Below are 7,423 nucleotides of genomic sequence, written 5' to 3'. Positions count from 1 at the left end.
GACCGGATCATCACGGATCTGGCCGTGATGGATGTGAGCGACGACGGGCTGGTGCTTGTTGAAACGGCGCCCGGAGTCAGCATCGAGACTGTTCACGCGGCCACCGACGCTCAGTTCAGCGTGTCTCCCAACTTCGCAGCGGCAGGCACCGCAGCACTCTGAAAGATTGGGCCCGCTTCCTGTCTCCAGTCCCCTCCCCAACAGACGCTCCCGCACTAATGGGGCGTTAATGCAAGATGCTCCCGCACATCAGTGCGGGAGCGTTGGGGGTTGGCGCCCCGAAAGTGCGGGAGGGTTGGGTTAGGCGAGGGAGAGGAAGAGTTTCTCCAGGTCGGCGCGGTCTGCCGTGGAGTCCTCGCTGGCAAGGCACAGCTCGAGCCCGGTGGCAATAATGCTGAATCCCGCTCGGTCGATGGCCTTGGATGCCGCAGCGAGCTGCGTCACCACCACCTTGCAGTCGGTCCCTTCTTCCAGCATGCGGATGACTGCATTGAGCTGTCCCTGCGCCCTCTTCAACCTATTGATGGCCGGTTTCATTTCGTCTGCTTCCAGATGCATGGCTGCCTTTCTCGCATTTGTAGTTCCCTCCATGATATACCCCCAGGGGTTTACTTGATGTAACTAAACTTAACTTGAATACCCCAGGGGGTATGTGGCACACTGGAGTCAGGCGGCCAACGCACCGTCATCGTCAAAACCCATCGAGGAGAAAATATGTGCCGTGCAGTAATGTGCCGCAACTGCCAGAAGACCAGCTGGGCCGGGTGTGGACAGCACGTGGACCAAGTCATGGCCAACGTTCCCCGAGCTGATCGCTGCTCCTGCGACCGCAATGCACCGAAGAAGCCTGCAGAATCCTCAGGCTGGCTTGCACGTCTCTTCGGGCGTTGAGCACCGGCATTCCACTGCAGTAGGCCCGCCGAGGCCCCAACCTCCCCACTTAGCGGTACCAACTCACACGATGACACCTAGGAGTAACATGCTTCTCGAACGTATTTATGACGAAGACCTGGCCCAGGCCAGCTACTTCATTGGCTGCCAGGCAAAGGGTGAGGCCATTGTGGTGGACGCCCGCCGTGACATAGATGTGTACCTGCGCCTTGCCGCTGCCAATGACATGAAAATCGTGGCCGTCACCGAGACCCACATCCACGCCGACTACCTCTCCGGAACCCGCGAACTGGCTGCGGCGACGGATGCTTCCATCTATCTTTCCGGCGAAGGTGGGGACGATTGGCAGTACGCATTCGACGGTGTGCGGCTGTTCGACCAGGACACCATCACACTGGGAAACATCACTCTTCGCGCAGTTCACACCCCGGGCCACACCCCGGAACACCTGTCCTTCCTCGTCACGGACGGCGCCTTCAGCGACCAACCCGGATTCATGCTCTCTGGTGACTTCATTTTCGCCGGCGACCTTGGCCGCCCTGACTTGCTGGATGAGGCTGCCGGCGGGATCGACACCCGCTTTGCCGGAGCCCACGACATTTTCGTGTCGTTGAAGGAAAAGTTCCTGACCCTGCCCGACTACGTTCAGGTTCATCCTGCCCACGGCTCGGGAAGCGCCTGCGGGAAGGCCTTGGGCTCGATACCTTCCTCCACAGTTGGCTATGAGCGCCTCTTTGCCTGGTGGGCACCCTACTTGGCTGCAGACGACGAGGCTGGATTCGTTGCTGAACTACTTGATGGCCAACCCGACGCGCACGCCTATTTTGCTCGGATGAAACGCCAGAACCGTCAAGGGCCGGCCATTATGGGCGCCCGTGCGGAACTTCCACAATTCCTCGCAGCCCAGGTAGCAGAACGCCTGGCCGCAGATGAAATCACCTTCGTGGACACCCGTCATCACAGCCTGGTCCACGAGGGCACTGTGCAGGGTGCACTGAACATCCCCACGGGAACCAAGGTTGCAAGTTACGGAGCCTGGGCCATTGACCCCGAAACTGACCATCGCCCCGTAGTGATCCTGGCGGATGACCAGCAGATGGCGAAGGGCCTCTGGGACCATCTTGTTCGTGTGGGCATTGACAACGTTTCCGGCTTCATCACCTCGATTGAGGGGCTGCCCCTCTTCGTCCCTCACACCATTTCCCCAGCGGAGTTGGAAGACTTCGACGCCGAACTGATCTTGGACGTGCGCAATAAAACCGAGCACGTCGCCGGACACATCCCGGGCTCCGAGCAACTCAGCGCCGGCCGTGTCCTGTGGAATACCCAGCAGCTTCCGCAGGCCGGCACCATCGTGAGCTACTGCCAGTCCGGTGTGCGAAACTCCGTGGCCGCTTCCACCCTGCGCCGCGCCGGGTTCGACGTCGTCGAACTTGACGGCAGCTACTTGGCTTGGAGCAACTGGAGGGAACTCCAGAACGCCTAAAACCACCTGGGAGGCACAGTAATGCATGAATTTCTTGTACCGAACGTGTCAGGAACCTTCGCCAGGACAGGACGGGCATAAGCGCGGTGACTTTCATACTCGCGCTGGACGCATCTCCGAAACCGGGCATGGTGGTGATGCGCCAACGGAAACGAAGGCTGCGCGAAACAACACAGCTTCCTGCGACACTCCCTGAAGAAGAACACGCGGACAGTGGTTCAGCAGCTACGACCGACCCCCAGTGATGACGTGGCTGTTCTGCTGTCCAGCGCCGCTTGAGACATGGAAGAAACTATCTCCATAAAAAAGTAATAAGATTTTTTAACTACATCTATTATTCTGGCTCTCCAGCCATTATGGTTGCAGCAAGTGCAGGATCTGGATCACGGACAGACAAGTTCGTGATCCCGGTTTTGGCACTCCTGCAGCGCACTTCGCACCTGCAGCACAAACCTTGGAGGGACAGCCATGACTGACAACCAACCACTTGCCGAAGACTTCCGTTCCGTCCCCGTAAGCGACTGGTCCGATCTGGGCCAGCAGCTCTGGTCCTACCTGACAGGGCGCGGAGCCGTAGTGAACTACAGCTTCATGGACATGACGGTTGAAGTGCCCCGGGACATTGGCCCGGATGCACCGCGGGCAACCTGGAAATTCAACGGGACTCTGCGTGTGACCACCAGCGACAATGAGAGCCTTCCCGCTGTCGACACCAAGCGCTAGGTGATGGAACATGCGCTTTGACATTGATCTTGAGTTCTCGGCCGAACTTCCGGCCGAGGACGGCAAGGAAGCCACCTCGGTCAATGGCAGCATCAAGGCTGCCGGCCAGGAAATTAACATCCACACCGACACGGCGGCGCTTTTCCGTCTCGGTTCCCGGCGACACATAACTGTCATCAGGAAGTTGGCAAAATCCTTGGCAACTCGAGGAATTGTTGTGAACGTCTCACTTCCCGAAGGAACCATTGTCAGCATGGGCGCAGTGGACGTTTCCCCGCTGCAACGCCTGATGTCAACCTCGCCCCACATCAAGCCGGGCAAGTCAAACACCTGGGCCACCGTGATCAAGGCGCAAGCTTCAAGTGGCTTGCAGGGGCGCATGCTTCCCCCAACCACTCCATTTCCGCTGGCACCAACGTTTCAGCGGAACTACCGGATGAAGCCCACCACCACCCACTACGCGCGCGGCGGCGGAAGGCCCAGGCTGATTTTCGTCCGGGACAGTGAGACGTGGGATGGACGCCCACCCAAGGAGTTCAACCTGACCGAGGAATCGACCGTGATTGGAAGCGGCCCTGACGCGAATTTCAGGTTACCGGAATTGTCTGCCACTCATGGACGCATTGTCCATACGGACGACGACGAGTACGTATTCTTCAGCACGGAGTCAGCCTCCTCCGAAGCCCCAGGGAGGATCCTGCGAACGGGGGCCCGGCTCCTGCTGGGCCCGTGGAGGATGGTCTTTTTCCGTGAGGAATATGCAGATCACGGCCGACCCTTTGGCGGACGAACGGCGGGAGAGTTCTCGAGAGTGCAGCGACCGCAATTTGATCCCAGAACGGGTCAAGTTGAATACGACTCCATCTCCGGGCTGGGTGACCCACGACGTATCGATTACTCCGACCCGGAGTAATCCCACCCACCCTTGGCACCTGCGAAGAGAGTATCCGCGCAGGTGCCAAAGTGCTGACATCGGTCGGGCATTCCTATAGTTCAAGGTGAAATCCATTATTGCAATGGATTAGTCACGGCTGCATTGAAGTCGCTTCTGTGAATCATTCTTGTTCTGTGGTTGGCGCTGTTGCCGAAGATGGGGCCGGTACCTTTGATGTGTTTGATGCTGGTGTTGTTGGCATCTACTTCGCCCGTGGTGGTCCCGGTGAGGGTTCGTTTTCTTCCCATCCCCGACAAATGCTCCGGTAGAGCCGTCTCGTCTCTGGCTGCCTGGATTCATGCATAAGTCCTTCAAGGCGCTTCTTGGCGAGCTCTGCGGCTTCGGCGGAAACGGTTGTTCAGCAGGGTTCGCCGTTGTCGTTTCACGTCCCAAGACGTCTTGAGCTTGCAGGTGGGGTTACCCGTGCGAAGACTTTGGCAACCCGGACCATGAAGTTAGCGAGTGGCTCGAATCTTCGCGGCGACGTCGAGCGAGGATTCACAAAAACCTGATGCTCACTACACGACTCATCACAAAAGTCCTGTGCTTGCGTCACGATTCAACCCGCTACTGTTTTCTCGTCAATCGACTCTGTGTCCATACCCCGAGCCGGATCTCGTTTAGGGGCGCCGCCGCCCAATGACAGCGTTGCCATCAAGCCGAGAGTAAGGAAGCCTGCTGCGAAGTAGGCCGAATACTTGGTCCCATCAGAAAAGGCCACACGTGCGGCTTCTGCGAAGGGCGCAGTTGCAGGGTCCTTGTCCAACCCGCCAATGGCCGCTCCGGAACTTTCCACCACGGCGGCAACGATCTTTGACCTGGCAGCCTCGGGTACGTTTTGTTGTTCCAAGGCATTCCCCAGTTGCACCGTGGCGGTGGTGAACAAGACCGTTCCGAGAATCGCGATCCCCAGTGCCGAGCCAACTTGCCGCGCAGTGCTTTGAGTCCCGGAGGCCTGCCCGCTTTTGAGTTGAGGAACGTCCTTGAGCACCACTCCGGTCAGCTGGGCAGTGGCAAGTCCCACGCCAAGTCCGTAAATGAACAGGAAAGGAACAAGGGCACCCCACGGAGTGTCGGAACTGATGACCAAGCCCAGGCACGCCACACCCACGATCTCCAAGACTATGCCAAGTCTTACAATCACCACCGGCTCGATCTTGTTGCCAAAAGCACCCGCCAATCCGCTCGCTGCGAATGACCCGACAGCCAGGGGGAGCAGCAACAATCCGGTTTGCAGCGCTGAAAATCCCAACACATTCTGAAGCCAAATAGGCAGTGACAGGATGATCCCGAACTCACCCAAACTCACGATCATCGCCGCGACGTTGCCGTTACGGAAGGACGGGATGGAAAACAGACTAAAGTCCAACATAGTGGTGGCCCCCCGACGGGCACGCGCGCGACCCAAATAAACAAAGAGCACCACCGAGAGCACGCTCACGAGAAAAGCCACTGGCACCGGCGAGAGTGTAAATGGCCAGATCCACGGGCCCAGCTTGAAGGGGTTGTGCACCAGCCACCAGCCGTAGTTCCGTCCTTCGATCAGGCCAAAGACCAGTGAGGCACTGGCCAGCACGGAGAGCAGTGCGCCGCTGAAGTCGATGCGCTTGGTGGAGGCCGTGTCGCGGGATTCATCCACGGCCAAAAGTGTCCCCACTACAACGAGCACACCCAGTGGAATGTTGATGCCAAAAGCCCACCGCCATGAATACGAGGTAGTCAGCCAACCACCCAGCAAGGGACCAATGGCTGACATTCCGCCAATTGTGGAGCCCCAGACAGCAAAGGCCAACGCCCGTTCCTTGCCGCGGAACGTAGCGTTGATGATCGAGAGTGTGGAGGGAAGGACCATGGCACCGCCAATTCCCTGCAGTATCCGGGAACCGATGAGCAGGTTCCCGCTTTGACTTGTCGCGGCCAGGACCGAAGCGGCAGCAAAGATGCAGACCCCCACTACGAGAAGCCGGCGGCGACCGAATCTGTCCGCCAGCACACCAAAGACCAGCAGCAGTGCCGCAAAGACGAGCGTGTATGACTCCTGGATCCACTGAACCTGGGTGGAAGTCGCTCCCAGGTCGTCCACAATCGAGGGAATGGCAACGTTGACAATCGTTGAGTCAACAATGATCAAGGACACCGCAAGGCTGATAAAGACCAACCCGAGCCATCTTCTTTTTGAGCCTGTTTGCATCGCAACGCTCCGTTCAACATCTGTGATTATAAATTTACTTAGATAATCGTATTACTAAGTCATCGAATGATCAATGGTTTTTCCAATGGCCTTCGACGTCGTTGAGGTCGTTGGCAGCTGCCCCGCCTGCAATGAAGCGCGACTGTCACAGAACGCATAAATGCGTTACAAACGGCACAAGCCATGACTGCGCCCTATCGTTGTGGCATGGCTTCTTCCACAAGCTCGCCAGCGCTGCTTCCGCTGGTCACCACCCAAGCCATCGGCGCATTGGTTGGCCCTTTCTCCTTCGACCGCGGCCGCGCTTACTCACGCAGCCACCACGTGCAGTCGATGGACTGGGATGCCGATGGGCTGACCTTGACAGGCTTTGTGGCCGGGAGCCAACAGGCCGCTTATGGCACAGCCGCCATCTTCCGCCAGAGTAGGAATGGGATCCGGCTGGACTACGGAATTTGCACCTGCCCTGTGCAGGGCAATTGCAAGCATGTTGCCGCGCTGTTGTTGACGGCGAATGCGATGCGTGTCGAAGCCCGCGCAGCGGACAGGCAAGTGCCTGAAAAGTGGGAACAGCAATTGGCGGCGATCCTGCCAGCGGTGCCAGATTCGGCCGCTCAGCTCGGCCAAGCCCAGCCAGGTGCCCCCATCCCGGCAAGCACAGCAGTGATGCCCTTGGCCCTTCAGTTTGAACTTTTCGCCGAACCTGCGGACCCTTATTTTCAGCACCGTACAGCGGCTCTCCACATCGATACGGAGTCAGATCCGGCGCACGTTGAATTGCGTATCCGGCTGGTCTCGTTGCACAGTTCCGGCAAATGGGTGCGCGGCAACCTGACCTGGGACAAGCTCGCCTACGACCACCACAGCTTGGGGCTGAATCCCACGCATTGGAACTGGATGGTCGTCTTTCATGCGCTGGCAACGGCTGGGCGCCCGTCTTATGCGACCACCGGACGCTGGATCAATGCGGAGAAGATTGATTCCGCGCTGCTGTGGCAATTGCTGGAGCAAGCACGCCAAGTGGGCATACAGTTTGTTGGCTCCAGGAAAGCCACCACCGTCACCGTCCGCCACGGGGCCACTGTTGGCCTTGACATGCTGGCTCAGACAGACGGCGGACTCCACTTGCGGCCCCGGGCGGAAGCCGACGGCGTTGACTTGGACCCTGCTGCCATCGGCATGCTGGGCGCGCCGTCGC

The 7,423-nt window shown here is 58.7% G+C and carries 6 protein-coding genes and 1 pseudogene; 5 read left to right on the top strand and 2 right to left on the bottom strand.

Annotation, left to right across the window (positions count from 1 at the left end; genetic code table 11):
* Positions 1 to 162 (top strand): annotated as a pseudogene (locus Q4P21_RS10540) (succinyl-CoA--3-ketoacid-CoA transferase); the annotation flags it as partial.
* A gap of 138 nt (positions 163 to 300) precedes the next feature.
* On the opposite strand, the gene Q4P21_RS10535 reads toward Q4P21_RS10540, so the two are convergent.
* Entirely contained in the window at positions 301 to 558 is a 258-nt protein-coding gene (locus Q4P21_RS10535; protein WP_207343620.1) for a metal-sensitive transcriptional regulator, read from the bottom strand.
* A gap of 421 nt (positions 559 to 979) precedes the next feature.
* Between Q4P21_RS10535 and Q4P21_RS10530 the strand changes: the two genes are divergently transcribed.
* The 3 genes from Q4P21_RS10530 (at position 980) to Q4P21_RS10520 (ending at position 4,013) form a co-directional block, all read left to right on the top strand.
* Complete coding sequence (locus tag Q4P21_RS10530; protein ID WP_303388730.1) at positions 980 to 2,377, top strand: rhodanese-like domain-containing protein; 1,398 nt, start codon at positions 980 to 982, stop codon at positions 2,375 to 2,377.
* Between the two features lie 468 nt (positions 2,378 to 2,845).
* Positions 2,846 to 3,100, top strand: coding sequence for a hypothetical protein (locus Q4P21_RS10525; protein WP_303388729.1), 255 nt, complete (start codon positions 2,846 to 2,848; stop codon positions 3,098 to 3,100).
* A 10-nt stretch (positions 3,101 to 3,110) separates the two neighbouring features.
* Positions 3,111 to 4,013, top strand: coding sequence for an FHA domain-containing protein (locus Q4P21_RS10520; protein ID WP_303388728.1), 903 nt, complete (start codon positions 3,111 to 3,113; stop codon positions 4,011 to 4,013).
* Positions 4,014 to 4,593: 580 nt separating this feature from the next.
* On the opposite strand, the gene Q4P21_RS10515 is transcribed toward Q4P21_RS10520, so the two are convergent.
* A complete protein-coding gene (locus Q4P21_RS10515; protein ID WP_303388727.1) occupies positions 4,594 to 6,225 on the bottom strand; it encodes a DHA2 family efflux MFS transporter permease subunit in 1,632 nt (543 codons plus the stop codon).
* Between the two features lie 207 nt (positions 6,226 to 6,432).
* Here Q4P21_RS10515 and Q4P21_RS10510 point away from each other — a divergent pair.
* Positions 6,433 to 7,423: SWIM zinc finger domain-containing protein (locus Q4P21_RS10510; protein WP_369598889.1), on the top strand; the 991-nt coding region annotated here is incomplete at its 3' end.

This window comes from Arthrobacter sp., assembly GCF_030540645.1.
Taxonomy (GTDB): Bacteria; Actinomycetota; Actinomycetes; order Actinomycetales; family Micrococcaceae; genus Specibacter.
The sequence above is the reverse complement of the archived record's forward strand: the minus strand, read 5'-3'. Positions and strand labels throughout refer to the sequence as shown.